The sequence below is a fragment of the Synechococcus sp. CBW1004 genome, assembly GCF_015840715.1.
In the GTDB taxonomy this organism is placed as follows: Bacteria; Cyanobacteriota; Cyanobacteriia; order PCC-6307; family Cyanobiaceae; genus Cyanobium.
On record NZ_CP060397.1, the window covers coordinates 1,165,577 to 1,191,402 of the forward strand.

General features: G+C 71.0%; 28 protein-coding genes. 10 read left to right on the top strand and 18 right to left on the bottom strand.

Annotated features, from left to right (window positions below; translation table 11 throughout):
- Window positions 1-10: 10 nt before the first annotated feature.
- Window positions 11-964, top strand: coding sequence for a hydroxymethylbilane synthase (hemC, locus tag H8F25_RS05665; RefSeq protein ID WP_197212403.1), 954 nt, complete (start codon window positions 11-13; stop codon window positions 962-964).
- Window positions 939-2,990, top strand: a complete 2,052-nt coding sequence (locus H8F25_RS05670) for a chloride channel protein (protein ID WP_231597159.1) — start codon at window positions 939-941, stop codon at window positions 2,988-2,990. Before hemC ends, H8F25_RS05670 begins: the two co-directional genes overlap by 26 nt.
- Before the next feature lie 52 nt (window positions 2,991-3,042).
- On the opposite strand, the gene H8F25_RS05675 is transcribed toward H8F25_RS05670, so the two are convergent.
- From H8F25_RS05675 to H8F25_RS05690, 4 genes are all read right to left on the bottom strand, one after another.
- The gene (locus H8F25_RS05675) at window positions 3,043-3,243 is read right to left on the bottom strand and encodes a hypothetical protein (protein WP_197213494.1); all 201 of its coding nucleotides are present in this window, start codon (window positions 3,241-3,243) and stop codon (window positions 3,043-3,045) included.
- A 133-nt stretch (window positions 3,244-3,376) separates the two neighbouring features.
- The gene (locus H8F25_RS05680; protein WP_231597160.1) at window positions 3,377-4,006 is read right to left on the bottom strand and encodes a L,D-transpeptidase; all 630 of its coding nucleotides are present in this window, start codon (window positions 4,004-4,006) and stop codon (window positions 3,377-3,379) included.
- Window positions 4,007-4,171: 165 nt separating this feature from the next.
- Complete coding sequence (locus H8F25_RS05685) at window positions 4,172-4,759, bottom strand: inorganic diphosphatase (protein ID WP_197212406.1); 588 nt, start codon at window positions 4,757-4,759, stop codon at window positions 4,172-4,174.
- A gap of 138 nt (window positions 4,760-4,897) precedes the next feature.
- On the bottom strand, window positions 4,898-6,415 hold the full coding sequence (locus H8F25_RS05690) for a carboxypeptidase M32 (protein ID WP_197212408.1): 1,518 nt from the start codon (window positions 6,413-6,415) through the stop codon (window positions 4,898-4,900).
- Window positions 6,416-6,659: 244 nt separating this feature from the next.
- On the opposite strand from H8F25_RS05690, the gene H8F25_RS05695 reads away from it, so the two are divergent.
- Entirely contained in the window at window positions 6,660-7,748 is a 1,089-nt protein-coding gene (locus H8F25_RS05695) for a calcium/sodium antiporter (protein ID WP_197212410.1), read from the top strand.
- A gap of 25 nt (window positions 7,749-7,773) precedes the next feature.
- Here H8F25_RS05695 and H8F25_RS05700 read toward each other — a convergent pair whose 3' ends face one another.
- The 5 genes from H8F25_RS05700 to H8F25_RS05720 form a co-directional block, all read right to left on the bottom strand.
- Entirely contained in the window at window positions 7,774-8,262 is a 489-nt protein-coding gene (locus H8F25_RS05700) for a DUF3122 domain-containing protein (protein WP_370525876.1), read from the bottom strand.
- 322 nt (window positions 8,263-8,584) lie between these two features.
- A complete protein-coding gene (locus H8F25_RS05705) occupies window positions 8,585-11,173 on the bottom strand; it encodes a GH116 family glycosyl hydrolase (protein ID WP_197212412.1) in 2,589 nt (862 codons plus the stop codon).
- Between the two features lie 73 nt (window positions 11,174-11,246).
- Window positions 11,247-11,522, bottom strand: a complete 276-nt coding sequence (locus H8F25_RS05710) for a hypothetical protein (protein WP_197212414.1) — start codon at window positions 11,520-11,522, stop codon at window positions 11,247-11,249.
- A 13-nt stretch (window positions 11,523-11,535) separates the two neighbouring features.
- Window positions 11,536-11,970: a TA system VapC family ribonuclease toxin gene (locus H8F25_RS05715; RefSeq protein WP_197212416.1), complete on the bottom strand. Its 435-nt coding sequence runs from the start codon at window positions 11,968-11,970 to the stop codon at window positions 11,536-11,538.
- Entirely contained in the window at window positions 11,967-12,206 is a 240-nt protein-coding gene (locus H8F25_RS05720) for a hypothetical protein (RefSeq protein ID WP_197212417.1), read from the bottom strand. The genes H8F25_RS05715 and H8F25_RS05720 overlap by 4 nt, the downstream gene beginning before the upstream one ends.
- A gap of 228 nt (window positions 12,207-12,434) precedes the next feature.
- On the opposite strand from H8F25_RS05720, the gene cbiE reads away from it, so the two are divergent.
- On the top strand, window positions 12,435-13,712 hold the full coding sequence (gene cbiE / locus H8F25_RS05725) for a precorrin-6y C5,15-methyltransferase (decarboxylating) subunit CbiE (RefSeq protein WP_231597322.1): 1,278 nt from the start codon (window positions 12,435-12,437) through the stop codon (window positions 13,710-13,712).
- Window positions 13,713-13,725: 13 nt separating this feature from the next.
- Here the strand turns inward: cbiE and H8F25_RS05730 are convergent, their stop codons facing one another.
- From H8F25_RS05730 to pheS, 5 genes are all read right to left on the bottom strand, one after another.
- On the bottom strand, window positions 13,726-14,085 hold the full coding sequence (locus tag H8F25_RS05730; protein ID WP_197212419.1) for a PAS domain-containing protein: 360 nt from the start codon (window positions 14,083-14,085) through the stop codon (window positions 13,726-13,728).
- A gap of 232 nt (window positions 14,086-14,317) precedes the next feature.
- Entirely contained in the window at window positions 14,318-14,866 is a 549-nt protein-coding gene (locus tag H8F25_RS05735) for a DUF192 domain-containing protein (RefSeq protein ID WP_197212421.1), read from the bottom strand.
- 21 nt (window positions 14,867-14,887) lie between these two features.
- A complete protein-coding gene (locus H8F25_RS05740; RefSeq protein ID WP_370525829.1) occupies window positions 14,888-15,670 on the bottom strand; it encodes a winged helix-turn-helix domain-containing protein in 783 nt (260 codons plus the stop codon).
- The gene (locus H8F25_RS05745; protein ID WP_231597161.1) at window positions 15,667-16,653 is read right to left on the bottom strand and encodes an NAD(+) kinase; all 987 of its coding nucleotides are present in this window, start codon (window positions 16,651-16,653) and stop codon (window positions 15,667-15,669) included. Before H8F25_RS05745 ends, H8F25_RS05740 begins: the two co-directional genes overlap by 4 nt.
- A 127-nt stretch (window positions 16,654-16,780) precedes the next feature.
- Window positions 16,781-17,803 carry a phenylalanine--tRNA ligase subunit alpha gene (gene pheS / locus H8F25_RS05750; protein WP_197212423.1) on the bottom strand — a complete coding sequence of 341 codons (1,023 nt, stop codon included), beginning with the start codon at window positions 17,801-17,803 and terminating at the stop codon, window positions 16,781-16,783.
- 81 nt (window positions 17,804-17,884) lie between these two features.
- Between pheS and surE the strand changes: the two genes are divergently transcribed.
- Window positions 17,885-18,709 (top strand): 5'/3'-nucleotidase SurE, encoded by an 825-nt coding sequence (surE, locus tag H8F25_RS05755; protein ID WP_197212425.1) that lies wholly within the window; start codon window positions 17,885-17,887, stop codon window positions 18,707-18,709.
- Between the two features lie 7 nt (window positions 18,710-18,716).
- On the opposite strand, the gene H8F25_RS05760 is transcribed toward surE, so the two are convergent.
- Window positions 18,717-19,298: a DUF3611 family protein gene (locus H8F25_RS05760; RefSeq protein ID WP_197212427.1), complete on the bottom strand. Its 582-nt coding sequence runs from the start codon at window positions 19,296-19,298 to the stop codon at window positions 18,717-18,719.
- A 173-nt stretch (window positions 19,299-19,471) separates the two neighbouring features.
- Here H8F25_RS05760 and H8F25_RS05765 point away from each other — a divergent pair, with 173 nt between their 5' ends.
- Complete coding sequence (locus H8F25_RS05765; RefSeq protein ID WP_197212429.1) at window positions 19,472-20,629, top strand: bifunctional riboflavin kinase/FMN adenylyltransferase; 1,158 nt, start codon at window positions 19,472-19,474, stop codon at window positions 20,627-20,629.
- On the opposite strand, the gene H8F25_RS17950 is transcribed toward H8F25_RS05765, so the two are convergent.
- Window positions 20,614-20,736: a hypothetical protein gene (locus H8F25_RS17950; RefSeq protein WP_255518316.1), complete on the bottom strand. Its 123-nt coding sequence runs from the start codon at window positions 20,734-20,736 to the stop codon at window positions 20,614-20,616. The genes H8F25_RS05765 and H8F25_RS17950 overlap by 16 nt on opposite strands.
- 386 nt (window positions 20,737-21,122) lie before the next feature.
- On the opposite strand from H8F25_RS17950, the gene H8F25_RS05770 reads away from it, so the two are divergent.
- The 4 genes from H8F25_RS05770 (at window position 21,123) to H8F25_RS05785 (ending at window position 24,100) form a co-directional block, all read left to right on the top strand.
- Window positions 21,123-22,313 (top strand): thiamine phosphate synthase, encoded by a 1,191-nt coding sequence (locus tag H8F25_RS05770; protein WP_197213508.1) that lies wholly within the window; start codon window positions 21,123-21,125, stop codon window positions 22,311-22,313.
- Between the two features lie 148 nt (window positions 22,314-22,461).
- On the top strand, window positions 22,462-22,689 hold the full coding sequence (gene thiS, locus H8F25_RS05775; protein ID WP_197213510.1) for a sulfur carrier protein ThiS: 228 nt from the start codon (window positions 22,462-22,464) through the stop codon (window positions 22,687-22,689).
- A 26-nt stretch (window positions 22,690-22,715) separates the two neighbouring features.
- On the top strand, window positions 22,716-23,723 hold the full coding sequence (locus H8F25_RS05780) for a DUF1517 domain-containing protein (RefSeq protein ID WP_197212431.1): 1,008 nt from the start codon (window positions 22,716-22,718) through the stop codon (window positions 23,721-23,723).
- 134 nt (window positions 23,724-23,857) lie between these two features.
- A complete protein-coding gene (locus tag H8F25_RS05785; protein ID WP_197214081.1) occupies window positions 23,858-24,100 on the top strand; it encodes a hypothetical protein in 243 nt (80 codons plus the stop codon).
- Between the two features lie 185 nt (window positions 24,101-24,285).
- Here H8F25_RS05785 and larB read toward each other — a convergent pair whose 3' ends face one another.
- Complete coding sequence (gene larB / locus H8F25_RS05790) at window positions 24,286-25,089, bottom strand: nickel pincer cofactor biosynthesis protein LarB (RefSeq protein WP_370525877.1); 804 nt, start codon at window positions 25,087-25,089, stop codon at window positions 24,286-24,288.
- 93 nt (window positions 25,090-25,182) lie between these two features.
- Complete coding sequence (locus tag H8F25_RS18110) at window positions 25,183-25,821, bottom strand: TIGR03792 family protein (RefSeq protein ID WP_197212432.1); 639 nt, start codon at window positions 25,819-25,821, stop codon at window positions 25,183-25,185.
- Window positions 25,822-25,826: the final 5 nt, after the last annotated feature.

A 25,826-nucleotide genomic window follows, 5' to 3' on the forward strand; every position in this document is an offset into this window, starting at 1 on the left:
CGATCCCCTGATGACCAGCTCCACCCTGCGCATCGCCTCCCGCCGCAGCCAGCTGGCCATGGTGCAGACCCACTGGGTGCGCGATGAACTGTCCAAGGCCCACCCCGGCCTGGAGATCAGCATCGAGGCCATGGCCACCCAGGGGGACAAGATCCTCGATGTCGCCCTCGCCAAGATCGGCGACAAGGGCCTGTTCACCAAGGAACTGGAGGCCCAGATGCTGGTGGGCCGGGCCGACATCGCCGTCCACAGCCTGAAGGATCTCCCCACCAACCTTCCCGAGGGGCTGATGCTCGGCTGCATCACCGAACGCGAGGACCCGGCCGATGCCCTGGTGGTGCATGAGAAGCACAGGGACAAGACGCTCGCGAGCCTGCCGGAGGGCTCGGTGGTGGGCACCAGTTCGCTGCGCCGCCTGGCCCAGCTGCGGCACCACTACCCCCACCTCACCTTCAAGGATGTGCGGGGCAACGTGATCACCCGCCTGGAGAAGCTGGATAGCGGCGAATTCGACTGCCTGATCCTGGCGGCCGCCGGCCTGGGGCGCCTGGGGCTCGCTGATCGCATCCATGAACTGATCGATCCCGCGATCTCGCTGCACGCCGTCGGTCAGGGCGCCCTGGGCATCGAATGCCGCGACGGCGACGGCGCCGTGCTGGAGCAGATCAAGGTGCTGGAGCACACCCCCACCGCCCGCCGCTGCCTGGCCGAGCGGGCCTTCCTGCGCGAGCTGGAGGGGGGCTGCCAGGTGCCGATCGGCGTCAACACCCGTTTCGAGGGAGAGGAGCTCGTGCTCACCGGCATGGTGGCCAGCCTCGATGGCCTGCGTCTGATCCGCGACGAGGCCCGGGGTCCCCAGGGCGACCCTGAAGCGATCGGCATCAGCCTGGCGCGCAGCCTGCGTCAGCAGGGCGCCGGCGAGATCCTGGAGGAGATCTTTGCGAGCGTCCGGCCCCAGGCCTGAAGCGCCTCCGGATCCCCCGGCGGAGCCCTCCCCGCAGGCCGAAGCGCCCGGCGCCGAGGCCCGCGGGCTGCCCTTCCAGTGGAACCTGCTCGCCTGGGCGGCGCTGGTGGGCACCCTCAGCGGCCTGGCGGTGGTGGGCTTCCACTTCCTGCTGGGCTTCATCAACAACTTTCTCTACGGGCCATTGGTGGAGTGGCTGCTGGCCGTCGGCCGCGCCTCCAGCAGCACCCCGCCTCCGGATCTCTCGATCAACGATCTGCCGCCGCTCGTCGATCAGCGCGGCACACCGCTGAAGGCCCTGCTGAAGCTGGGCCTCGACAGCATCGGGTTGCTGGGGGCCCCGCCACCGACACCGGAACCACCTTCGCTGGAGGTCATCCAGGCCCGCTTCGACTGGCTGGAGCTGTGGCCTGTCGTCGTTGTGCCGACACTCGGAGGGCTGGCGGTGGGACTGCTGCGCTGGCTGGGCGGCAGCATCGGCCCCGGCCTGCCCAGCCTGATGGCGATGGCCGAGGGGGCGATGACGGCGGCGCCCAAGCTGCCGCTGCTGCGTCTGGTGGCGGCCTCGCTGAGCCTGGGCAGCGGCGCCTCGCTCGGACCTGAGGGGCCCAGCGTCGAAGCCGGAGCCAACCTCGGGTTGTGGGTGGGCAGCCGCGGCGGCCTGTCGCCCCAGTCTCAGAAGGCCCTGGTGGCTGCCGGCGTGGCGGCCGGGCTGGCGGCGGGCTTCAAGGCCCCGATCGCAGGGGTGTTCTTCGCCTTCGAGGGGAGCTTCAGTGCCATCCAGGGCCGCCCAAGCCTGCGGGCGGTGCTGGTGGCGGCGATCGCCTCCTCGCTGGTGACCCAGCTGTGTCTGGGGGATGCACCGATCCTGCGCCTGCCCGCCTATGAGGTGCGCTCGGTGGTGGAGCTGCCTCTCTATGTGGGGCTCGGCCTGCTGGCCAGCGTGATGTCGTGGGCACTGGTGAGCCTGATGGCCGCCGGTCGCCAGCCGCGCCTGCAGGAGCTTCTGGCCGCCCTTCCCCCGGGTGTGGCCACGGCCCTGGGCGGCGCTGCGGTGGGAGGCATGGCCCTGGCCTTCCCGCAGGTGCTCGGTGTCGGCTACGACACGATCGAGGCACTGCTGGGTCGCGACGGTGGCATCCCGCTGCTGACACTCCTGGCTCTGATCGGCGTCAAGCTGCTGGCGGTGGGTGTCAGCAACGCCACCGGCTTCGTCGGGGGCGGTTTCGCCCCCTCGCTGTTCCTGGGGGCGGTACTGGGCAGCTGTTACGGCCAGCTGCTGGGGGAAGGGGGCCTGAACCTGCCCGTGGCCGAACCGCCCGCTTACGCGATGGTGGGCATGGCGGCGGTGCTGGCAGGAAGCGCCCGGGCGCCGCTGACGGCGCTGCTGCTGTTGTTCGAGCTCACCCACGACATCCGCATCGTGCTGCCCTTGATGGCGGCGGCCGGCCTCAGCGCTGCCTTGGTGGAACGCTGGCTGGGCTATCAGGACCCCGGACTGCTGGGACCGGATCTGCTGGAGGAGCGTCGTCGCGCACAGCTGGCGGAACTGCCGATCAGCGCCGCCCTGGAGCCACGCCTGCCGCCGATCCTGGCGGCGGACCTGCCGGCGGCGAAGGCGCTTCAGCGGCTGCTGGAGAACCACGGACACTGCGTGCTGGTGGCGGAGGCCGGCTCAGCCGTCGGCCTGGTGACGCTGGCGGATCTGCAGAGCGCCCTGGTGTCGCAGCTGGAGCGGGATGAGGAGACGCTGCGGCTGATCGACTGCCGCCGCAGTGATCTCGTCTGGCTGCCGCTGGAGGCCCATCTCGATCGTCTCGAGGACCAGCTCACCCCCCAGGGCCTGCGGCAGGTGCCCGTGTTCGCCGTCGACCCCGGCCTGGGGGGCTACCTGCCCAACGGCCTGCCCCCAGCCGGGCTGCCGATCGGCAGTTTCCGGGGCCTGGCAAGCCGCGATGGCATGGCCCGCGCCCTGGCGAGTCACCTCAGCCTCAGGGCAGGAGATCTGACGCCAGCCTCGGGCTGAGCCCTGGGTACCGTCTGCCGTGACGCACCCGCAAAGCCTGTGCGGGGGCCGGCTAGAACGACGACGACTCGAGGGATGAGGGCTCGCTGAAGCGCTGTTCCAGCCCCTCGATCAGGGATTCCGCCACGGGATCGGACTGGCAGAGAAGCTGAAGAATGCGCTGATGATCGAGGCGCGACAGCTCACCGTCCTGCCCCCACTTCAGCGAGGTGCTGTTCAACTGATCCACCTGGAGGAACCGGCCCTGGGTCATGGAAAGCAGCGGCACGGCGGCCCGCCAACGGCAACGATCGCAAGACCCTAGGGAGTGAATCCCAGGCTCCACCAGCCCCAGCGGCTGATCTGCAGAAAGTCTTCCGCTGCCTGCCGGGGCCTGGCGACCGTCCTCAGCGCTTGACGATCACAGGAGTCCCGACTTCCACCTGATCGAACAGCTGCCGCACATGGGGGGTGAGCATGCGCACACAGCCGTTGGAGACCGCTGCTCGGGAGGTCACCGTCCAGGCCCACGCATCGGGGGTGCCATGGATGCCGTACTGATTCGGACCGCTGCGCTTGAACCCGATCCAGCGGTCGCCGAGGGGCCCCTGGGCACCGATCCTGGGATTGACCTTGCCGCTCCGGGTGCTCGCGTACTGCGGGTTGACCACCTTGTTCTCGACCGAGAAGGTGCCGGTGGGGGTGGGTGTCGAGGGGTCACCGATCGCCACCGGCCAGCTGCCGAGCACCTTGTCGCCCTCCAGCAGGCTGATCGTTCGCCTGCCGAGCTCGAGCACGATCTGGCGGGTGCTGGCCAGGCTGGTCGTGGTGGGTGCCGGCGCATCCGGAGCGGGCGATGCCGGAGCTGCGGTGGCTGCCGGAACGGTGAGCGGCGGCGGCGCCACCGGAGCCTCCAGGGCCGAAGCGGCACCGCCGTGGACCATCAGGCCTCCCAGGGCGAAGGCAGCGCCATGGAGCAGTGCTGCTGCGCCGCGGCGGGACAGGCGACGGCAGGGCAGAGGCAGGGAAGAAGCCATGGAACCGATGGATGGAACAGGCAGCGGAGTCATGGACGCACGGGCGCTGGGGACCCCGCACGTCACAAGGGCGAGCACCGAGAGTACCGACAATGGCCAGGTGGAGGACTTTCGAGGGGACAGGACTGTCCCCCCTCCGGTTGCGGCAGGCGAGGAGCCCCTGACTCAGTTGACGAGGCTGGCCTCGATCGTGCTGAGGTAGCGCTGCTCGCACTCCTTGATGATCCGCACCGCTTCGGCGCTGTCGAAGAAGCCATTGACGCGGCAGGTGCCGGCCTTCTTGAGATCCTTGTAGTGCTCCCAGTAGTACTGGGTCTCCTTGAGCCAGTGTGCGCCGAGCTGCTCGTAGCTCGTGATGTGATCCATGCGCTTGTCGTCCGCCAGCACCGCGATCACCTTGTCGTCGACCTCACCGCCATCGTCGAACGTCATGATGCCGATGATGCGCGCCTCCACCAGCGAACCCGGTACCAGGGGCTCGGTGACCCCGACGATTTCAATGTCGAGCGGATCGCCGTCCTCATCCCAGGTGCGGGGGATGCAGCCATAGGCAAAGGGATAAGCGAGGGAGGAATAACCCACGCGATCCAGCTTGAGATGGCCCGTCTCGGTGATGAGCTCGTATTTGTTGATCGTGCTCGAATTGAGCTCAACGATCGCGTTCAGACGCAGCTCCGACTCATCGGCAAAGGCCGGCAGCACATGCAGCAGGTTGAGCATCGTGCGGCTGGGGGCATGGTCGATGTTCGCCATGGGGATCTCAGAGGCGCGGCCACTGTAGGGAGCGGTCCCCGGCGCATCGGCCGTGCCCTGAGCCCGCTGCAGCCCTGCGGTGTCGGGCCTCCGCGGCCTGCGCCACGCCACACCGGGCTGAGGGTCCTGTGGTCAGCTTCAGGCGCCGAGGGCCGCCACCTTGGCGCGCAGATAGGCCAGGAACGGCCCGGCGCTCAGCGACCGGCCCGTGACCCGCTCGACCAGTTCCTCCGCGTTGACGGAGCGGCCGAGCGGCCAGACGGTCCGGCCCAGCCAGGCCTGCAGGCGACGCTCCTCCCCGGAGGCGATCAGCTCCTGCAGGGGGCCGAGCTCCTGCTCCATGGCCTCGGCGAGCTGGGCGCTGATCAGATGGCCGAGGGCATAGGAGGGGAAATACCCGAACAGTCCTTCGGCCCAGTGGATGTCCTGCAGGCAGCCCTGGGTATCGCTGGGGGGTTCAAGCCCCAGCAGCTCCCGCATGCGCCGGTTCCACTGCTGCGGCAGCTCCTCCACCGGCATGTCCTGCTCCAGCAGCGCCAGCTCAAGCTCGTAGCGGAGCACGATGTGCAGGCCGTAGCTGAGCTCGTCGGCCTCCACCCGGATCAGTCCGGGGCTGAGGGGATTGAGCGCGCGCCAGAAGCCATGGGCCCCGCCCCAGGGATCGGCCGGCAGCCCCTCACAGAAGCGCGGATGCCAGCGTTCGGCGAAGGCGCGGCTGCGGGCCACCCGGCACTCCCAGAACAGCGACTGGGACTCATGCACCCCCATGGAGGTGGCTTCACCCAGGGGCCAGGGAAACCAGTGGTCATCGCCGCGGGGGAGGCCCTGCTCGTAGAGCGAATGGCCCCATTCATGGGCCGTGGCCAGAAAGGAGGAGAGCGGCTGCCCGGCCACCACGCGGGTGGTGATGCGGAAGTCCTGCGGACCCACGGTGCAGGAGAAGGGATGGGCGGAACGGGAGCGCTGGCAGCGCCGCCCGTCGTACCCCCAGCTGTGCAGCAGGGCACTGCAGAGACTCTCCTGCTGGACCTCGGGCAGATCGACCGGAGGCATCGGGGCAGCGCCGCTGGCGACCACCTGCTCCAGAAGCGGCGGCAGCTCAGCCCGCAGGGGCGCAAACAGCTCGTCGAGCCTCGCCTTGCTCACCTCGGGCTCAAAGGGCTGGGCCAGCACCTCCCAGGGGCTGCGCGCCACCGGCTCGGCGGCGGCCAGCTGGCTGGCCTGCCAGCGGCGCAGCTCGATCAGCTCGCGCAGGGCCGGCGCGAAGGCGGCGAAGTCGTTGCGGGCGCGGGCCTCCTGCCAGACGGCATTGCCGCGCGACTGGGCCCTGGCCAGGGCGCTCACCAGAGCGGGGTCGAGACAGCGCTGACGCTCCAGCTCGAGGCGCAGCAGCTGCAGGTTGCGCTGCCGCTCCGGCGGGGCGTCGGCCTCCAGTTCCGCCTCCGCCGCGGCCACCAGGTCGGCGTACTCGGGGCTGCTCTGGCGCGCATGCAGCTGAGCCGCCAGCAGGGCCAGCTGCTCTCCCCGCCAGGCCGCTCCCGCAGCGGGCATCACCGTGTTCTGGTCGTAGTACAGAGCACTGCTGATCGAGCCGAGCAGGCGGGTCTGGTGCAGATGGCTGTGGAGACGCACCAGCGCCTCACCCGGGACGGCCATGGGGAAGGAAGGTCAGCCGGCCCAGCATGGCGCTTCCGGCCGGGCCGGCGTGCCACCCCTGTGGGAGGGCTCCCTTCCACCCGCGTGGCTGCCGTGGAACCGTGACAGCCAGACAGCGTGCAGGGACGAGTGGCGCTGGCTGCGGACCTGCCAGAAGGTGGCGACGCTGCACCTGCCAGGAACGCACTTGGACCTCAGGAACAGCCCAACCTGCAGAATCCAGCCTTTGAGCCTGACGACGGTGATGGCCCCGATGGTGTTGAGCGGCCTTGAGATCGTGATCGGCATCCTGCTGCTGTTCGGCGGTGGTGAGCTGTTCGTCGCCGGCTCGGTGGCCCTGTCGCTGCTGCTGGGCATCCCCCAGATCGTGATCGGCCTGACGGTGGTGTCGATGGGCACCAGCGCCCCGGAGCTGTTCGTGAGCCTGCTATCCACCCTGCAGGAAGGCCCGGGCGGCGACGCGATCGCTGTGAGCAACGTGGTGGGCTCCAACATCTTCAATGTGATGGTGGTGCTCGGCGCCAGCGCCGCAGTGATCCCGCTGCGGGTTCAGAGCCGCCTGGTGCGGCGTGACGTGCCGCTGCTGCTGGGGGTGTCCATGGCCACCTGGGGCATGGCCTCCGGTGGCCGGATCACCTGGGTGGCGGGCCTGGCGCTGATCACCGGTCTGGTGATCAACCTGGTGTGGGAGGTCCGCAGCGCCCGTGAGGAACCCACCGAGGCGGATGAAGACCTCGACACCGATGGCGCCTCTCCGGCCCCCCAGGCGCTGATCAAGCTGGCCGCCGGCCTGGGGCTGCTGCTGGGAGGCTCACAGCTGTTGGTGAAGGGGGCCATCGCCGCCGCTCAGGGTCTCGGCGTGAGCGAGACGGTGATCGGCCTGACGATCGTGTCGGCCGGCACCTCGATGCCGGAACTGGTCACCTCACTGGTGGCCGCCTACCACGGCAAGGCGGATCTGGCGATCGGCAACGTGGTGGGCAGCAATCTGCTCAACCAGCTGGTGATCCTGGGGGTGTGCGGACTGGCCTCCGGCAGCAGCGGCCTCGCCGTCGACCCCGTGATGCTGAGCCGCGATTTCCCGGTCATGGTGGCCACCACCCTGGCCTGCCTGCCGATCTTCTGGACCCGCGGCGTGATCACAAGGCTGGAGGGCTGGATCCTGCTGGGGCTCTACGGGCTTTATCTGCTCGAGCAGATCCTCTCCAACACCGGCTCCGCCCTCAGTGATGAGTACCGACTGGTGGTGCTGGTGGCCGTGATTCCCCTCGTGTTGGTGTTCCTCACCTGGCAGGTGCTGTCCTGGCGGGAAAAGCGGCGGCTGGCTAACTGACGCAAGGAAGGGCTGCCCAGCGGGTTCAGGGCCCCGCCTCGAGCGGCAGCGCCCGCCATTCCTCGACCACGTAAGGCGGGATCGGCAGTTCGACGAAGATCCCCGGCAGCTCCAGACGCAGGGGTCTGTTGTTCTGCAGGTCGGCCAGCAGCGGGGTCAGGTCGAATTCGGCCGCTGCTGCGCGGGTGTCAGCGGCCAGCCTCGGATTGGCCAGAGTGATGTCGTCAAGCTGCCACAGGCGCCGACCGGCGCGCACCAGCAGCGGCGTGGGGTGATCGAGCCTGACCCGTCCCGGGTAGCCGACGATGCGCAGGGTCACAGGAGCGGCTTGGGCCGGAGCCCCCTCCCGGTAGGCCACCACCTGCCAGCTCTGATAGTCGAGATCGCGCAGGCTCTCGAGGCTGCGCACCAGCCCGGTGCCGGTCTCCCCGGGGCTGGCCTGGAGCATCGCCAGCGCTGGCTGGGGTACCGCCAGGCTGAGCAGCAGCAGCAGCAGCGCGAGAAGTCCAGGCAGCGAGGCCAGCGAGGCAGACCGGGAGCTGCCGCTCCGAGGGGACTGGACGTCGGCGCTGCAGCAGGGGCTGTCTCGGTGGAGGACGACCGGCGCGGCGCCGGCGGGGCTGGCGGGCCGAGGAGACCACCACGGCCCCGCGGCTGAGGCTTCGCGACGGCCCGGGCGACTGGCCTTCGCGGCAGAACGGAGGCGGGAGGTCCAGGCCGCGAAAGCGTGCCGGCTGCAGGTCGCAACGCAGCGGAGCGTCATGGGGCGTCCCCGGGCCATCAGACGGATCAGCATCGGATCAGGGCGCGTCCACAGCCTCCGGAGCCCGCTCGGCTCATGGCTGTCGCTCGGCATAGGGCTGTTGCTCGGCAAATGGCTGTCGCTCCGCCCCCGGAATCAGCTGCCAGCCGGTGTGGGTGGCCCACAGCGCCCAGATCGCCATCGCCCGCAGGTAGTGGCAGGCCCGGAAGGTATGCACGGCGGTGATCGCCTCCGGGGTGCGGAACTGCAGGCCGCCGCTGTACACCTGCTCCACCACCGCGCCGGTGATCGCGAAGGCGGTGTCGGTCTCGCCCATCAGGCGGTAGTAGGCGGCCAGGCCGAAGTTGATGCCGGTCCACACCTCCAGCGGGTGGGTGCCGTTGGGATCGAGCGGCGTGCCGTCACGGCGCAGGCCGTTGGCGACGCCCAGCCTGCCGCCCTCAAAGCGCTCGAAACAGGCCTCCTTCACGGCCTTGAGCGAGCTGCGGGCCCGCTCCTCGGCCACCACCGGCGGCAGGCCCAGCAGGCGGGCGTAGAAGTCACCGCAGAGCTGATCGGCCATCACCACCGGCGTGCCGCTCTCAGCATCGATGTTGTAGTACTCGCCGTTCCAGAGCAGGCGATCGAAGTTGGCGCGGGATTGCTCCAGCCAGCCGCTGAACTCGCGCTGCTCGCTGGAGGTGTCGAGCCCGAGCGACAGCTGCAGCCGCTGGGCCATCGCCAGGGCCGCCTCCAGCGCCGCGATCCAGAGGGCGCCGCAGTAGGCGCTCACCCCCTTCAGGGGCCAGTCATCGAAGGTCTGATCCGGGGCGCCGCCGTTGTCGGGCAGGCCGTCATTGTTGGCATCGAAGGCCTTCAGGTAGCGCAGGGCCTGCACCGCCGCCGGCCAGCAGTCGGCCAGGAAGCGCAGGTCCTCGCCGCTCGGGGCGAGGGTGAAGGCGCGCCACACCTGCAGCACGAAGTCGCTGGCCAGGTCCTTCCAGAGGTTGCAGTCCTGGTAGGCGGTGTAGTTGCTGGCGTCGAACGGCCGCTCGTTAGGGGCGCCGAGGTCGTGGGGGGTGGCGCCGGCCACCTTGCGGGGCGCCTCGACGCGGCCGCGGCCCTGGGTGAAGTACCAGCCGATCGGCCGGGGGGTGGGATCGGATGCGGGGATGGCGCGGGCGAAATCGCGCAGCACGGCCTTGTCGAGCTCCGGCCACAGCTGCAGCAGCGCGAACGAGCCGTAGAGGCGCACATCGAGGCTTTCGTACCAGGCGTAATCCAGGCACTCGAGCACCCCGAAGCGGCCCACCGGATCGGCAGGGGAGGCGGCGGTCCAGAGGGTGCCGCCGCTGGCCAGGTCGTAGAGCTCGTTGCACAGGGCCATGCGCAGGGGCTCCGGCAGATCGGAGCGCTCCAGCACCGGCGCCTGCCAGGCGGCGATGGCCTCGCGCCAGCTCCGCCAGTCGCGCAGGGCCTCGGCGGCGAGGGCGGCGGCGTTGTCGCCTGAGGCGCCGAACACATCGGTGTAGCGGCGCAGGCTGCGGGTGCCGGTGGCGAAGGCGGTGACCGGCAGGTCCCAGGCGATCACCACCGGAATCTCGAGCTGCTCCCCGGGGGCGAGGGTGAGGCGCACGGCGATGGCCGAGCTGCTGGGGTCGTGGTCGCCGCTGCCGCGGTCGTTGTCACTCTCCGGGATGGAGCCATCAGCGGCGAAGGGGCCCCACAGCTCACCGCCGCCGGCGGCCGGATTCCAGCGGCTGCAGCGGAAGATCTCGAGGGGGCCGCTCCCGGCCCCTTCTCCCCGCGCGGCCTGCAGGGCGGCGACATCGGGCAGCGCCAGGATCCACTGGCCCTGACCTTCGGCGATCGGCTCGCTGCGCTCGCCCTCCTGCAGCACCGCCGCCATGCCGGGGGCATCAAAGCGGCGGTTGCGCTGGCCGCGGCTGCGGCCGATCGCCGGCACGTAGTTGTGCTCGGGGCTGCCGTCGTCGCGGAACTTGACTGCTGCTGTGGGGTCGGTGTTGGTGAACCAGCCCACCGTGTTGCGCCAGCTCAGCAGCAGCGACACGGTCAGCGGCCGGTCGGTGGGGTTGCGCAGCGTCCAGGCGAACACCGCCAGCGGATAGCTGGTGCGCGTGTAGTCGCCCGGGAGGATCGGGCTGAAGGCCTGGCAGCTGACCTCCGCCTGGAAGACACCGCTGTAGTGGGTCTCGCTGAGGGGATAGCGGGCGGCGTAGGTGCCGGTGCTGCGCTCGGGCGTGCTGGCGGGGTACCAGCTCCAGGTCGGCAGCGGTTCGCCGGCCTCCGGCCGGGAGGCGTCGGCGGCGGGCTTCACCGCCAGGGCATGGGCGCGGCGGGCGCTGCCATCGCTCTCAAACAAAGCGAACTGGCAGTCGGGCAGGGTGCCGAACCAGTGCTCACCGCCGTCGAGGTGCCAGAGGTTGAAGCTGCCGTCGGGGGCGCGACCGATGCAGCCGGCGCCGAAGCCCCCCAGCGGCATGCCGTGGTTGGGGCCATCGTCGAGGTTGCTGGCGTAACGCACCGTGTACGGCTTCTCCCAGCCGAGTCCGAAGGGACGGCTCCAGGAGGCGGGCGGCGGGCCCTCGGCGGCACCCCCGTCACGGCGACCTCCGGCGCGGCGCAGCAGGGAGGTGAGGGCAGAAAGGCCGGGGCGCGCCATCGAGGGAGGAACAGTGCGCCCAGCCTGCCAGAGCTGGCCCGGCCGGCGGCCCGTGGCGAGCTGTTTGCCGTGATCAGCGCCCGGGCCGATGGGTTCCCCCCGGCGCCGGCGGATCGACCTGCCCGCCGCGGCCAGCCTCCTGCTCCACCAGGGCATCGAGGGTGGCGGCGGTGCGCACCAGGGCCTGGTACTGCTGCAGGATCCGGTGGTTGCGCTCCAGCCAGCCGGCCGGGTTGCCCTGGGCCCCCGGGCCGCGGCCCAGGCCGTCGCCATCAAGCAGCTCCAGCTCCCCCCGCTGCGCCAGCAGTGCGATCACCAGTTCATGGATGCGCTGGCGGCGGTCGCTCATCGGGACGGAATCCTCACGGCAGGGGCAGCCTCTGCAGGCCTGCAAAGCGTTCGAAATCGCGATCGAAACTGACCAGACGCCAGCCATTGGTGATCGCCAGGGCGGCCAGATGGACATCCGTGCACAGGCGGGGTGGGATCTCAGCACCCCGCAGCAACTGGTGAAACACCTCCCAGCCGTCGTGCTCCGGCTCGGCCAGCGCCACGCCAGGCTGCCGGCACAGGTCCTCCAGCAGGGCGGAGGCCTCTGCCGCGGTCCTGACCGCAGCGCCCATCAACCTGGGCTGGCACACCAGCCGCACCAGCCCCAGGGCGGTCACCGTGCAGAACAGCACCTGATCAGCCGCTTGCTGTTCCCAATAGTGAAGGGCCTGGGCGTGATGGCTGTGGTCGGGACAGACCAGGGCCAGCCAGACATTCAGATCCGGCAGGTCGGCTGGGGTGCTCATGGGTCGAGCAGCTCAGCCAGGCCGGCGTTGGAAAGCCGATGGACCTCCAGAGCCAGCGCCCCCTCCAGGCGCGGCAGCATGGCCGCGGAGCGCTTCTGCCCGGCGCGTGGGGGCGGGGCACTGAGCCCTTGCTCCACATAGCTGCGCAGCAGCTGCTTGAGGGTGACACCGTTGCTCGCCGCCCGGGCTTTGAGCCGCGCAAACAGCGGATCAGGCAGCTCCAGGGTGGTGCGCATGCTCCAGGCCTGCAGAAGTGCGCATCTTAATGCGCATTCATGGGCATTCCCTCTGGGCACCTGCTCTCCATGCAGAGAGGGAACCAGGCCGAGAGGAAACGAGAGGTACCCCCAGGCGCAGGTTGCAACCCTGCCGGGAGCGGGGGCGGCCGGCATCATGGCTCCAGCGGCGAGACCATCCTGGGCAGCACGCAGCACGCCCCTGAACAGGACGGGCACCGGAACGCCCTGGCGGTGATCGGCACCGATGCCGCTGGCCTGGCCGGGCTACCGGCCCGCAGCCTGGATCTGGTGCGGACGGCCGCGTTGCTGGTGGCCCCGCAGCGGCTGCTGGTGGAGCTGGAGACCTGGTGGAGCCAGGAGCAGGAGGCCGGTCGCATCCCCCAGGAGCAGCCCTGTCCCGACGGGCTCGCCAGCGACCGCCCCGAGCAGATCATGGAGCCCCTGGAGCAGGCCCTGGCGGCGGGCCGTCCGGCGGTGGTGCTGGCCAGCGGCGATCCGCTCTGGTTCGGCATCGGCCGGCTGTTGCTGCAGCGCTTCGGGGCCGAGCGGCTGCGCTTCCACCCGGCGCCCACCTCGCTGCAGCTGGCCTTCGCCCGGATCGGCCGCCCCTGGCAGGACGCCGGCTGGATCAGCCTGCACGGCCGCGAGCCCGAGGCGCTGGCGACACGGCTGCAGCAGCGCCCGGCCGCCCTGGCGGTGCTCACCGACCCCACGCGCGGGGGGGTGAGCGAGGTACGCAGAATCCTGGCGGCGTCGGGGCTGGAGGCGGCCTACGCCCTCTGGCTGTGTGAGCGGCTGGGCCATCCGGCCGAGCGGGTGCAGCGGCTGGCGCCGGCGACCCCCCTGCCCGCCGATCTCGATCCCCTGCATCTGGTGCTGCTGATCGCCGAGCCGCCGCCAGCGCCCGCCGAGCCGGACGCCCTGCCCCTGTTCGGCCTGGCGGACGGCCTCTACCTCCAGCAAGACGATCGGCCCGGCCTGATGACCAAGCGCGAGGTGCGCCTGCAGCTGCTGGCCGACCTGGAGCTGCCCGCCACCGGGGTGCTCTGGGACATCGGCGCCGGCGTGGGCTCGGTGGGCCTCGAGGCGCTGCGGCTGCGGCCGGATCTGGCCCTGTGGGCCCTGGAGCAGCGCGGCGGTTCGGCGGCCCTGATCCGGGCCAATGCCGAACGTCTGGGGGTGCGGCCGGCGGCGGTGCTGGAGGGCCGGGCTCCCGAGGCCCTCTCGGAACTGCCCGATCCCGACCGGGTGCTGCTCGGCGGCGGTGGGCGTGAGCGGGCAGCGGTGCTCGCGGCGGTGCTGGAGCGCCTGCGGCCCGGCGGGGTGGTGGTGATCCCGCTGGCCACCATCGAGGCCCTGGCGGAACTGCGGCCGCTGCTGGAGGAGGCTGGCCTGGCGGTGCGGGTGAGTCAGCACCAGGCCTGGCGCGGCTCGCCCCTGGCGGACGGCACCCGGCTGGCGCCGCTCAATCCGGTGCTGGTGCTGAGCGGGCGGCGCTGCTGAGGGTGGAGGAGCGTCAGCGACGCGGCGCCGCGATCTCTCGGCAGACGCCCACCAATCCGATCACGGCACCCGCATCATCCCGAAGGGGACACTTGCGCGTCTCGAGCAGCGCATGACGGCCATCCGGAAACTGCACCGCCTCCTCATTCATGGTGGCGATGCCACCGGCGAGCATCGCCTCATCGTGCCTTCGGAAGCCGGCAGCCACCTCCGCAGGGAACAGATCCGCATCGGTGCAGCCGATCAGCTCGCCGACACGCCGTCCCAACAGCCTGGCCCAGGCGGCGTTGCCACTGATGTAACGGCCCTCGAGATCCTTGGCGAACACGATGTCGTCAATGGACGCGAGAACAGCGGCTTCAAGGCTGATCATCGGAACCTCATCAAGGTGGAGTGAGACGAGAACATGCGGCCTGTCACCGAAGAGACTCTAGAGCAGTTCACCCACAACAATCGGCAGAGAATCGGTCACTTCCTGATGATGTCGGGGTGAGTGGATCTGAATCATCCACTCCCGGCGCTCGACAGCGGCGCAGGGCGTCCGCGGATCGAGATCGCCACACATGACCGATCCGACAGCTGTCGTTGTCCCTGTCATGGAGGGATCATTGGATCGGTTCAGGCCTCACTGAGGTGGGGCCAGTTGGCGCCGCCGCTGCCGCCGCAGGCCGCGCCGGCAGCGGCTCGATCCGCACCGGGCTGCCCACGGTGATGCCCAGGGCCTCGGCCTGGCCGGCCGCCAGTTCCACCACCCCATCCACCAGCTCGTCGGGCCCGTAGCTGCGGCAGGGCAGCCGCATGCAGGAGGGGACATCAGCCACGATCGCGATCACCCGGCCCTGCCGCACGAACAGCATGTCGAGCGGTTCAGGGGTGCGATGCATCCAGAAGCGCGCCAGCGAAGGCGGGACATAGGGGAACCACATGCCATGAAGCGGCAGCAGCGGCGGGCGCAGCTGCAGGCCCATCGCCTGCTCGTGGGGTTCATCGGCCACCTCCAGCTGCAGGCAGGTGCCCGGCCTCAGACACCACTGCGCCTCGATCGGCAGCTGCTGGGGCGGGGTGGCGGCCCGGACAGACCAGGGCTGCAGCGCACCCAGGGCGGCAAGCGCCGCGAGGCTGAGTGGGGGCAGGGAGCGCAGGACGGGGGGCATCGCAGGCGGATGAGGGCGTGGTCAGGGGGCGTCGGGGCGGGGCGGCAGGCCCTCGCACAGGCAGTAGCCACGGCCGCGCACGGTGTGGATCAGCCGCCGCTCGCCGCCCTGCTCCAGCTTCTGGCGCAGATAGCGCACATACACCTCGATCACGTTGCTGGCGCTGCCCGGCTGCTGTTCGGGCCAGACCCGCTGCAGGATCTCCTCCCGACTGAGCACCTGGCCGCGGCGCTCCAGCATCAGAAGCAGCAGCTGGTATTCCCTGGCGGTGAGGGCGAGGCCGCGGCCACCACGGCTCACCTGGCCGCTGGCGGGCCAGAGCTGCAGATCGGCCACCTGCAGACATTCCGGTCCCTGCATCGCCGCCGGCAGCTGACGATGCAGGCGCAGGCGGGTGAGCAGATCGCTCGGTCCCACCTCCGTCAACCAGAAGTCATCGGCGCCGCTCAGCAAGGTGTGCGAGCGGCCCGCCACCGAGTCATCGGCGAGGCCCAGCAGAATCGGCAGTGCCCCCCAGCGGCGGCGCAGCTCCGGAATGCGCCCCTGCTCGCCGGGAGACAGAACCACCGCCAGCGGGGTGGGCGCGGGCGCCTCGGGCGGGGCCGGATCGGCGCCGCGCCCTGGCATGGCAGCAACCGAGGAACGGAGGTCCCGCCCCGGATCAGCGGCGAGAGGCGGCTCGATCGGCAGGGGCACCGGATCGGCACGGCCCGGCTCGAGCCGCAGCGGCCGATACCCCGAGACGGCCAGCCGTGGTGCCAGCGCCTCGGCCTCAGCCCCGACCAGCAGCAGCGGCGCCGTCACGATGCGGAGCTGGAGGCGGCAGAACCCGGATCGGCGCCGTCGTTGCCGGGCTTGGCCACGTGCGGCAGGCCCCAGCCGAGCTTGTTGCGCAGCACCTGGAAGAACTCATGGTCAGCCAGGCGCACGAAGCGCACCGGCTGCTCGCTGCGGCGCACCAGCACCCGGTCCTCCGGCCAGACGTAGCAGCCGGCACTGCCGTCGACCACCATCATCAGCCGCTCGGGCGTGGCCGGAAACACGGTCACCGGTTCGGCGTCGCTGAACACCAGCGCCCGGGAGGCCAGCGAGTGGGGCGCGATGGGGGTGAGCTGCAGCACCGGGCAGTCCGGCGTGATCACCGGGCCACCGGCGGAGAGGGCATAGGCGGTGGAGCCGGTCGGGGTGGAGAGGATGACGCCGTCGGCGGCGATGTCCACCGGGGCGTGGCGGCCGATGGCGATCTCGAAATGGCACATCGAGGTGAGCGGCTCACGGTGCAGCGCCATCTCGTTGAGGCAGAGCACCTCCCAGCGGCGCTGCTCGCCCCGCATCACGCTCACCACCAGCATCGAGCGCTCCTCCACCGTCCAGCGACGGGCGATCACCTGGGCGAGCACGCGGTCGAGATCGCGGAGGTAGGCCTCCGCCAGGAAGCCGAGGTGGCCGGTGTTGATCGTCAGGATCGGCACGCCGATCGGCGCGGTCATGCGGGCCGCCGACAGCACGGTGCCGTCGCCGCCGAGCACGATCGCCAGATCGAGGCCGCCATCGAAGGCGGCGGGGACGCAGGCGGTATGGCCGCGGCTACGCAGATGCTGGTCGGGATTGGCGAAGCCCACCACCCCGGAGGCACTGCTGGCGCGCACGGTCTCGAGGCCCGCGGCCTGCAGACGTGCCTCGATCGCTGCGGCGGTGTCGAGCGCCAGCGACTTGCCGTCATTGATGATCAGACCGATGCGAGCGGCGCGACCGGCAGGCGGATTTCCGGCGGCAGTCGGGGTCACAGGAGCATCCGGATGGGACGGCGGCAGTCCGGCGCGCGGCACCGATCGCGGCTGGCAGGGTTTCTGAGTTTATGGGCAGGCTCCGGGGCGGGGATCAGCCGCAGGGGCCCAGGGCGGAGGATCCAGCTCAGAACTGCTCCAGGAAGCGCAGATCGCTGGTGTAGAGGCGGCGGATGTCGTCGATGCCGTGGCGCACCATGCAGAAGCGCTCCACCCCCAGGCCGGCGGCGAAGCCGCTCCAGCGCTCGGAATCGATGCCGAGCCCCTCGAGCACCGCCGGATCGACCATGCCGCAGCCCATCACCTCCAGCCAGCGGCCGCGCCACTGCACGTCCACCTCGGCACTGGGCTCGGTGAAGGGGAAGTAGCTGGCGCGGAAGCGCACCGGCAGGTCGCCGAAGAACTGCTTCAGGAAGGCCATCACCGTGCCGCGCAGATGGCTGAAGTCGAGGCCTTCATCAAGGGCCAGCACCTCCACCTGGTGGAACACCGGCGAATGGGTGGCGTCGACGGCATCGCGGCGGAAGACACGGCCCGGGGCGACGATGCGAGCCGGCGGCGGATTGGCCTCCAGGTGGCGGATCTGAACCGGCGAGGTGTGGGTGCGCAGCAGACGCTCCTGCCCATCAGCGCCGGGGGCCAGATAGAAGGTGTCCTGCATGTCCCGCGCCGGGTGGTGGGGCGGGATGTTGAGGGCGGTGAAGTTGTAGTGGTCGCTCTCGATCTCCGGTCCCTCGGAGACGCGGTAGCCGAGGCCCGCAAAGATGTCGACGATCTCCTCGATCGTGCTGATCAGCGGGTGACGCTGCCCCGGCGGCACATAGCGACAGGGGGCTGTGACATCGAGGCGCTCGCGCTCCAGCCGTTCGCTAAGCGCCGCCTGCTTGAGACTCTCCAGGCGCTCATGCAACAGGCCCTGCACCTGCTCCTTGAGCACGTTGGCGCGCTGCCCCACCAGCGGCCGCTCCTCGGCCGAGAGGCGTCCCATGGCCCCGAGCACGGCCGACAGGCGTCCCTTCTTGCCGAGCAGGCCCACCCGCAGCTCCTCGAGGGCGGCGCTGCCATCGGCAGCGGCGATCGATCGGGCGGCCTCGCGCTCCAGCTCCTCCAGCTGGGCGGTGAGGTCCTGGAGGCTGACGGCGGCGCTCAAGAGCAGCGAAGGCGGGTGCGGGCCGTGACTGTAGGCAGCCGCCCCGGAGGCCTAGCTTGCAGGCAACGTCAGCGCTGCCCGATGCCGCCGCTCCGCATCCTGATCAGCAACGACGACGGTGTCTTCGCGGACGGCATCCAGACCCTGGCCGCGGAGGCCGCCGAACGGGGCCACCGGGTGACGGTGGTCTGCCCCGACCAGGAACGCTCCGCCACCGGCCACGGCCTCACCCTGCAGACGCCCCTGCGGGCGGAGCGGGCCGATGAGCTGTTCTCGCCCGGCGTCACGGCCTGGGCCTGCAGCGGCAACCCCTCCGACTGCGTCAAGCTCGCCCTGTGCTCCCTGCTGGAGGAGCCCCCGGATCTGGTGCTCTCCGGCATCAACCACGGCCCCAACCTCGGCACCGATGTCATGTATTCGGGCACGGTGGCGGCGGCGATGGAGGGCACGATCGAGGGTCTGCCCTCTCTGGCGGTGAGCAGCGCCGACTTCCGCTGGCGCCAGTTCGGCCCGGCTGCGGCGCTGGCGCTCGATGTGGCGGAGGCGATGCTGCAGCAGGGCTGGCCCGAGGGGCTGCTGCTCAGCCTCAACGTGCCGCCGCGGCCGGCGGATCAGATCGGGCCGCTGCGCTGGTGCCGCACCGCCCAGCGGCGCTACGTCGACCAGTTCGACAGACGCGTCGATCCGCGCGGCCGCACCTACTGGTGGCTTGCCGGCGAGGTGGTGAACGATCTGGAGGCGACGGTCGCCGGCCCCGACGACTGGCCCGTGGACGTGGCCTGGGTCGAGGCCGGCGGCGCCTCGCTGTCGCCGCTGCAGCCGGAACTGTTCTGGCGGGGCCGCTGCGACACCCTGCCGCAGCTGGGAGCCCTCAGCAGCGGGCGGACGGCCCGGAACGAGGGCTGAGCGCGTCTCAGATGCGCTTGTGCACCCGCTGCAGCAGCCACAGGCTCACCCAAAGGCCGATCAGGTGGGCGAACAGCACCTGGGTGTTGCCCAGCACCGAGAGCATCTCGATCGAGGTGATCGGCAGTCCGATCACCCGACCGGCGGCCCCGGGAGCCTGCTGGATCTGGGCGCCGAAGAAGCCCGGTACCTGCTGGGAGGCCTGCACGAACAGGCTGCCGGCCATCGCCTGGTAGCCGACCACCGCCAGGGTGACCCCCACCAGATCGGCCAGCACGCCGCGCTTGATCAGCCGCGAGGTTTCACCCTTGCTGGGGCGCACCGGGCTGGCCAGGGCCCGGCCGCAGCGCACGATCAGCCAGCTGTGCCACAGGCACCAGAGCAGCAGCAGGAAGGAGAAGGTGGTGAGCGAGATGCCGGGCCCGAGGCCCAGGGCCCTGGCCGAGTTGGCGGCCAGACGCCCGCCGATGTTGTTGAACAGCAGCACCCCCACCACCACCACCGCCAGCACCAGCTGGGCCCAGAAGCGCGCCCAGCCCAGGCGGCGCAGGGCGGCGGCGATCAGCTGCAGATCCAGTCGGTCGGCCATGCGTCCGGGAGGCGGGCGAGGGGAGTGGGGAGCGAAAACCGGGGCCTGGCGCCGGCGGAGACAGCGACAGCGGCGCTGAGAGCGGATGCGCCGCGTGGGACGGGGCGAAAGGGCCTGGGGCCCGCTGGCTCCAAACTTGCCATGGGAGGATCCACCAGGCGAGGCCCGCGTCGTTGATTCCGCTGCACGATCCCCAGCACGCCCAGCGTCCGACCGCCATCGCCCTGGGAAGTTTCGACGGTCTGCATCAGGGCCACCGGCGGGTGATCGCGGCGATCACCGCCGACCTGGGCGGCTCCGATCAAACCGGATCCGATCCAGACGGGGCTGCTCCAGACAAGGCGGGTCAAGACAGGCCAGTGCCGACGGTGGTGAGCTTCTGGCCCCATCCGCGCGAGGTGCTGCATGGCGAGACGCGGCTGCGGCTCGATCTGCCCACCGAGAAGCTGGAGCTGCTGGAGCCCCTGGGCGTGAGGCAGCTGGTGCTGGTGCCCTTCGATGCCGCGCTGGCTGCCTTGAGCCCGGAGGCCTTCGTCGCGCAGGTGCTGGCGGGCAGCCTGCAGGCCCGCCAGGTGGCGGTGGGCGACAACTTCCGCTTCGGAGCGGGCCGCCGCGGCGACGTGGGCGATCTGGCCCGGCTGGGGGCACGCCATGGCATCGCCGTCACGGTAGTGCCGATGCTGCATGTCGATGGCGAGCGGGTGAGCAGCAGCCGCATCCGCCGCGCCCTGGCCGGCGGCGCCCTCGACGAGGCACGGCGCCTGCTGCAGCGCCCCTACCGCTTCAGCGGCCGGGTGGTGCGCGGCCGGGGCCTCGGCCGCGGCCTGGGCTGGCCCACCGCCAACCTGCGCATCGACGGCCGCAAGTTTCTCCCCCAGGAAGGGGTCTACGCCTGCTGGGTCTGGCGCCACGCCGACGCGATGGCGCCACGAGCTGGCGCCATCGGCGCGGAGCAGATCCCGCGGTCACGGGAGCCACAGGGGAAGGTACCGGCGGGGCTCCGGCCGGCAGCCGCCTGGAGCGCCGATGCCCTCCCGGCGGTGATGAATCTCGGCCCCCAGCCCACCGTCGATCCCGACTCCCCCTCGGCGGTGGAGGTGCATCTTCTGGAGACAGGCCTGAACGGAGAGCTCGATCTGGCCGGCGCCTGCCTGACGGTGGAGCCGGTGGTGAGGTTGCGGGGTCAGATCCGTTTCTCAGGGCTGGAGGAGCTCAGTGCCCGCATCGGGGCCGACGCAGCCGAAGCCCGCGCATGGCTGGCGCAACAGGGTCCCGCCGGGCCGGCTCCGGCCATCGCCTGTTCGCCGCTCTCCCCTCAGGAGCTGGGATAGGCGTGGGTGAGGCCCCAGGCGATGAAGGCGGCGATGCCTCCCATCAGCAGGATGCCGGAGATGAGCACCAGCATCGGGTTATCGGAGCTGTTGGGGTCGGGAGCCATCGCTGAGCGGCAGTCGGCGCCACCCTAGTCAGAGGGCCCGGAGCGCCCGGTGCGCAGCGCGACCGACCGAACTGGCCGTCAGGACCCTCCCTCAAGGCCGGCAGACGCACCGGCGACCTCAGACACGCGATCCCGACACAAGGCGGGGGTTGGCAGGCCCCCGCGCAACTGCCTGGCTGGGCTGCTGGATCGGCTGCCTGCCCCCTGCGGCGGTTTCCAGAGGCCCGGTGGTCACACTCCTGAGAGGCTCCGGACGCACCTGCCACGCGCGAAGCTGCAGACACCCCTGCACGCTCCCTGGCCCCGTGCCCGCCCCGTTTCCCAGCCATCAGGCCGCCCCTGCGGAACCCACCGGCGCAGCTGGCGCCGCTATGGAAGCCACCGCCATGGCCGGTGACACCGCCTCCCCCAGCGCCTCAGAAGGCGCAGCGGCAGCCGGACGCGATGCCGACATCGCTGCGATCCGACGCCTGCTCGACGCCAATCTCGATCGTGCCCGCGAGGGCCTGCGGGTGCTGGAGGACTGGAGCCGCTTCGCCCTGGAGCGCACCGATCTGGTGACCACCTGCAAGGACCTGCGTCAGCGTCTCGGACGTCTGCATCACGCCCGCTACAAGCTGGAGCGTGACACCGCCGGGGATGGCGGCGCCGGCCTCGGCCATCCGGCCCAGCTGCAGCGCCAGGCGCCCGCCCAGGTGCTGGCGGCCAATGCCGGCCGGGTGCAGGAGGCACTGCGGGTGCTGGAGGAGTTCGGCCGCCTCGAGGATCCCGAGCTGGCGGGTGAGGCGGCGGCCATCCGCTACCGCCTCTACGACCTGGAGGTGGAGCTGCTGCGGGCCACCGCTGGATCGGGCACGGCGCCGGAGGCTGGGGCGGCAGCGCAGGCGGAACAGGCGGCCGCAGGGACCCTGCGGGACCGCCTGCAGGCCTGCAGGCTGTATCTGATCACCCGCCCCCTGCCCGATCTTGAGCGTGTGGTGGAGACATCGCTGCAGGCGGGGGTGCGCCTGGTGCAGTACCGCGCCAAGAAGGCCGACGACCGCAGCCGCCTGGCCGAAGCGCAGGCCCTGCAGGCGTTGTGCAGGCGCCACGGAGCCCTGTTCCTCGTCAATGACCGCATCGATCTGGCCCTGGCGGTGGACGCCGACGGCGTGCATCTGGGCCAGGACGACCTGCCGCCCGAGCTGGCACGGCGCCTGCTGGGGCCCGAGAAGCTGATCGGCCGCAGCACCCATGCGCTGGAGCAACTGCAGCAGGCGGAGCGCGACGGCTGCGACTACGTGGGGGTGGGGCCGGTGAATGCCACGCCCACCAAACCGGGCCGCACACCGGTGGGGCTCGACTACGTGCGCCAGGCCGCCGCGGAGGCCCGCATCCCCTGGTTCGCCATCGGCGGCATCGAGTCCTCCAGCCTGGGTCCTGTGCTGGAGGCGGGCGCCAGTCGCGTCGCGGTGGTGCGGGCGATCACCGACGCCAGTGACCCGGCGGCCGCGACGGCGGAGCTGCTGGCCGCTCTGGGCACAGCGTGGCCGAGCTCAGAGTTGGGATCAACCGGAGAAACACCCACAACCCGCTGATGCCTGTGAGGGTCAGATGAGCGAAACCACGATCAGCGACGATCGATTCAGCAACGCACTGGCGCAGGGGGCCCCTGAGGGAATGGACAGCAGCAGCGACTTCGACAGGCCGAACCAGCCCGACGCCGCTCCCGCCGACAACGCCTCGATGGCTGAGAGGGTGGGGGAGACGATCACCCTCACGGTCAACGGCGAACCGCGCCGCATCCCCGCAGGCCTCACACTCCCCGCCGTGCTCGAGGCCCTGGGCTACCGCCCCCAGCTGGTGGTGGTGGAGTTCAACGGCACGATCCTGCCGCGCCAGCGCTGGGCTGAGCAGAGCGTGGGGGAAACCGACGTGCTCGAGGTGGTCACCATCGTGGGGGGCGGTTCCTAGATTTCAGGCCACTCCAGGCCTGATCCATGGCACTTACAGCGCCGCGTCGCCTAGCGGCTCCCCTCGCGTCGCGTCGCACGCCACTTGCCTGCCCATGGCTGCGCCGCAGCTTCACCCTGCTGGTGCTGCCCCTGGTCGTGGCGGGGCTGCTGCTGATCGGCACCCAGCCCGCTGAGGCGGCGAGCGGCGGCCGCATCGGTGGCGGCAGTTTCCGTTCGGCCCCCTCGATGCCCCGCAGCTACGGCGGCGGCGGTGGTTACCGGGGTGGTTACAACGGCGGCTACGGAGGCGGTTACCGCGGCGGCTATGGCGGCGGTGGCATCGGCTTCCCATTCATCCTGCCGATCTTCGGCTTCGGCGGCGGCCTGTTCGGCTTCCTGGTGCTGATGGCAATCGTCGGGGTGGTGCTCAACGCCCTCCGCGGCGGCGGCGCCTCGCTGCCGGCCGGCCGCGGCCTCGACACCCGCGCCTCCGTCGATGGGCCGGTGTCGATCGCCCAGCTGCAACTGGGCCTGCTGGCCAGCGCCCGCAATGTGCAGGAGGACCTCAGGCGCCTGGCCGCCAGTGCCGACACCTCCAGCAGCAGCGGCCTGCAGCAGGTGCTCCAGGAGACCACCCTGTCGCTGCTGCGCCAGCCGGAGCTGTGGGTCTACGCCAACTCCGAGGTGGGCCAGGTGCCGTTCGCGTCGGCGGAATCCACCTTCAACCGCCTGTCGATGCAGGAGCGCAGCAAGCTGAAGAGCGAGCTGACCGCCAACGTCGGCGGACGCCGCTCCACCGGCAGCAGCGCCGTGGGCGCCAGCGACGCCACCAGCGACTTCATCGCTGTGACGCTGCTGGTGGCCAGCCGCAACCGTCTGCCGCTCAAAGGCGCCGACACCGCCGACAACCTGCGCGACAGCCTGCAGCGCCTCGGGGCCGTGGGCGCCGACGACCTGCTGGCGCTGGAAGTGATCTGGCAGCCGGAGGGCGCCGGCGAGGTGCTGAGCAGCGAGGAGCTGATCACCGCCTATCCCGACCTGCAGCACCTCTGAGGTCAGACCATCCCGGATAGGACGAGGTGCCGGGCATCAACGCATCCCGTCGTCCCAGACCTCGCCCTCGCATCGGCGGGGCGAGGGCGTCCAACCGTCTCCGGCCGCAGGCCGGACCTGAATGATCCACATCGGTGGCCGCCCACGCCGGTGGCGCCCTTGCCGGCGACGCCCCACCCCGTGACACTGCCCCCAGCTGCAGCACCGCCGTGGCCAGTCGCCGGATTCAGTGGGTGAACACCCCCGTCCTGATCGAGGCGATGGAGCGGCACCGCCAGGGCCTGCTGCCCCGCTCGATGCAGCTGTGGCTGCAGCAGCTGCTGGAGCTGCCCCCGGGCAACCCTCCACCGGAGCTGCCGGGCGGGCCGCGTCATTAGCCACGGGCGCCCAGCAGCCACGGTCGCCCAGCAGGCACCGTCGCTCAGCGGATGCATCCGGGGAGCCGCTCGGCACGCCACAGCCATAGCCACAGCCAGAACGCCCATCGGCGTTGCAGGCGACAGACGGGTGTGGCAGCGTCCACCGGCCCTCCAACCGACGCAGGCGCCCGTTCCTGCCGGGCTCAGCTCCGGGCCCCGAGGATGCGTAGGGCAGCCATCGCCGCCCCATAGCCGTTGTCGATGTTGACCACCGTCAGGCCCGGAGCGCAGCTGGCGAGCATGCCGTGCAGGGCCGCCACACCGCCGGCACTCACCCCGTAGCCCACCGACACCGGCACGGCGATCACCGGCTGGGGCAACAGGCCGGCCAGCACCGTGGGCAACGCCCCCTCCATGCCGGCACAGGCGATCAGCACCCGGGCCGAGCGCAGCTGATCGAGCCGCTCGAGCAGGCGATGCAGGCCGGAAACGCCGACATCGAGCAGCAGCTGCGCCGTCACCCCATGGCAGTGCAGGGCCAGCAGCGCCTCGCTGGCCACCGTGAGGTCACTGCTGCCGCCACCAAGCACGCACACCTCAGGAGGCACGGAACCACCCTCCCCAGCCGATGCGCCGGGCGGCTCAGACACCGAAGCCGGCAAGGGGGTGGTGAGGCAGGCGGCCTGCGGGTGGTAGACGAGTGACGGCCTCAGAACGGCGTCCGAGCCCTGCGGCCCGGGCCCGCCGGCTGGACCATCACCCTCCAGCGGCTGGCCGGAGACACCTGCAACCCTCTCGAGAGACACAACACTCTCGAGAGGCACGACAGTGTCGGGACGCGCATCGCCGTCGGGACACCCAAGCCTCTCGAGACCGGCCAGCACCGCATCGGCCTTGGCCGGGGTGACGCGGGTGACCAGCACGGTTTCGCCGGCGGCCAGCAGCTCCCGGGCGATGCACACGATCTGGTCCGGGCTCTTGTGCTCGCCCCACACCGCCTCCGCCATCCCAAGCCGCTGGCGGCGGCCCAGATCGAGAATGGCGCCGGGCTCTGTGGAGCTTGGATCGGTGGGGCTGGGCGGGAGCTGGCTCACAGGGCTTCAGGGAACGACATCGGGAGGCAGCTCGCCCGCATAGACCAGCGGGAAGGGATTCGGGGGCGTCGCCTGGGGTGCGGCGGCAGGGGCCTGGACGCCCGGGCTCTCACTGCCGGAGGTCTGGTCTCCGGAGACTGGGGATGGGGAAACCGGGGATCCGGGGACTGGAGCAGCCGTGGCTGGTGATGCGGTGGCTGCGGATGGAGTGGCTGCGGATGCGGTGGCTGCAGCGAAGCGTTCCGACTCAGCGATGGCCTCCAAGGGCCCCACCACACCCAGGCGCTCCAGAGCAGCGTGGGCCAGCCGCTCGAAGCGCTCCTGCACCTGCTCGATCTCATCGCGGGGGATGGCATGCCACTGGGCGCGGCTGGCCCAGTGGATCAGCAGCTGGCCCTCCTCACGCTCGCCATCCCAGCGCAGCTCGCGGCCCAGGAAGCCGGCCTGGGAGCGCAGCCAGGGCTCCCAGGTGGCCTGCTCGGCCTCATACCAGGCCTGGCGCGCCGCCGCCGGCACGCTCACGCGCAGGTGCTCGATCACCTCGACCTGAACGCGCCCATCGCTGCCAACCCGGCTGGTGAGTTCACCGTCGACCTCGGGAATACCCGGAGCGTCGAGGGGGCTACGGCGCTGGTTCAGATCCATGGCAG

Bases quoted from the DNA above. Each gene is read 5' to 3' on its own strand.
- H8F25_RS05705 (WP_197212412.1), bottom strand. From the start codon at position 11,173: ATGGCGCGCCCCGGCCTTTCTGCCCTCACCTCCCTGCTGCGCCGCGCC.
- H8F25_RS17950 (WP_255518316.1), bottom strand. From the start codon at position 20,736: ATGGCTCCCGACCCCAACAGCTCCGATAACCCGATGCTGGTGCTCATC.
- H8F25_RS05730 (WP_197212419.1), bottom strand. From the start codon at position 14,085: ATGATCAGCCTTGAAGCCGCTGTTCTCGCGTCCATTGACGACATCGTG.
- H8F25_RS05735 (WP_197212421.1), bottom strand. From the start codon at position 14,866: ATGCCCCCCGTCCTGCGCTCCCTGCCCCCACTCAGCCTCGCGGCGCTT.
- larB (WP_370525877.1), bottom strand. From the start codon at position 25,089: ATGGCGGAGGCGGTGTGGGGCGAGCACAAGAGCCCGGACCAGATCGTG.
- H8F25_RS05780 (WP_197212431.1), top strand. From the start codon at position 22,716: ATGGCACTTACAGCGCCGCGTCGCCTAGCGGCTCCCCTCGCGTCGCGT.
- H8F25_RS05770 (WP_197213508.1), top strand. From the start codon at position 21,123: ATGGCCGGTGACACCGCCTCCCCCAGCGCCTCAGAAGGCGCAGCGGCA.
- H8F25_RS05685 (WP_197212406.1), bottom strand. From the start codon at position 4,759: ATGGCGAACATCGACCATGCCCCCAGCCGCACGATGCTCAACCTGCTG.
- thiS (WP_197213510.1), top strand. From the start codon at position 22,462: ATGGCTGAGAGGGTGGGGGAGACGATCACCCTCACGGTCAACGGCGAA.
- H8F25_RS05695 (WP_197212410.1), top strand. From the start codon at position 6,660: ATGGCCCCGATGGTGTTGAGCGGCCTTGAGATCGTGATCGGCATCCTG.
- surE (WP_197212425.1), top strand. From the start codon at position 17,885: ATGCCGCCGCTCCGCATCCTGATCAGCAACGACGACGGTGTCTTCGCG.
- H8F25_RS05710 (WP_197212414.1), bottom strand. From the start codon at position 11,522: ATGAGCGACCGCCGCCAGCGCATCCATGAACTGGTGATCGCACTGCTG.
- H8F25_RS05720 (WP_197212417.1), bottom strand. From the start codon at position 12,206: ATGCGCACCACCCTGGAGCTGCCTGATCCGCTGTTTGCGCGGCTCAAA.
- hemC (WP_197212403.1), top strand. From the start codon at position 11: ATGACCAGCTCCACCCTGCGCATCGCCTCCCGCCGCAGCCAGCTGGCC.
- H8F25_RS05760 (WP_197212427.1), bottom strand. From the start codon at position 19,298: ATGGCCGACCGACTGGATCTGCAGCTGATCGCCGCCGCCCTGCGCCGC.
- H8F25_RS05675 (WP_197213494.1), bottom strand. From the start codon at position 3,243: ATGACCCAGGGCCGGTTCCTCCAGGTGGATCAGTTGAACAGCACCTCG.
- H8F25_RS05690 (WP_197212408.1), bottom strand. From the start codon at position 6,415: ATGGCCGTCCCGGGTGAGGCGCTGGTGCGTCTCCACAGCCATCTGCAC.
- H8F25_RS05715 (WP_197212416.1), bottom strand. From the start codon at position 11,970: ATGAGCACCCCAGCCGACCTGCCGGATCTGAATGTCTGGCTGGCCCTG.
- H8F25_RS05680 (WP_231597160.1), bottom strand. From the start codon at position 4,006: ATGGCTTCTTCCCTGCCTCTGCCCTGCCGTCGCCTGTCCCGCCGCGGC.
- H8F25_RS18110 (WP_197212432.1), bottom strand. From the start codon at position 25,821: ATGGATCTGAACCAGCGCCGTAGCCCCCTCGACGCTCCGGGTATTCCC.